The sequence below is a fragment of the Gracilimonas sp. genome, from assembly GCF_031581265.1.
GTDB lineage: Bacteria > Bacteroidota > Rhodothermia > Balneolales > Balneolaceae > Gracilimonas.
Window position 1 is genome coordinate 1 of sequence record NZ_JAVLBQ010000072.1, and the last position, 545, is coordinate 545.

Below are 545 nucleotides of genomic sequence, written 5' to 3' on the forward strand. Positions count from 1 at the left end.
CAACAAAAATATACGGGACCTGACCCTAATGCCTCCATTACCATAAAATCTCTTTGATAAGGTTTTTACACAGGCTGGGGTCGTTGGGAACGAGTTCAACTGTGCTTCAAGAAGACCGACGACTTGGCGGATGATCCATTTTCATATAAACTCCTCCCTTTCGAAGTTCATCTAACATCTGATCAAGTCGCTTCTGTTTGGTGTCTTGGCGCTTAGCTCGATTAATCCAGCCAATGTAATCGTTTTGCTGATAGGCCGGCCTCTGATAATAAGACTCTATCAATTCATTTTCTCGAAGAGCTTCTTCGACGAAGTCCGGCATTGGATGAATTGAACGGCTAAGGTTAGATATATTGCTATTTTTTTGTCCAGACATAATTACAATTAAAAGAAAGTACCTATAACATAATATTATACGAACAAGCATATTGTTATCGGGTGTCGGATAATATCTGATGTAATTTTAGCTAGGGTCTTATGAAGCAAACGAGTCAAAGCGGATCGTCTCTGAGTCGTTTAAGCAATATGTGATATAAGTTATGATT

At 39.1% G+C, this 545-nt stretch carries 1 protein-coding gene; it reads right to left on the bottom strand.

Features of this window, described 5'->3' with window-relative positions; translation table 11 throughout:
• Positions 1-106: 106 nt before the first annotated feature.
• On the bottom strand, positions 107-376 hold the full coding sequence (locus RI561_RS13800) for a YdeI/OmpD-associated family protein (RefSeq protein ID WP_395080827.1): 270 nt from the start codon (positions 374-376) through the stop codon (positions 107-109).
• Positions 377-545: the final 169 nt, after the last annotated feature.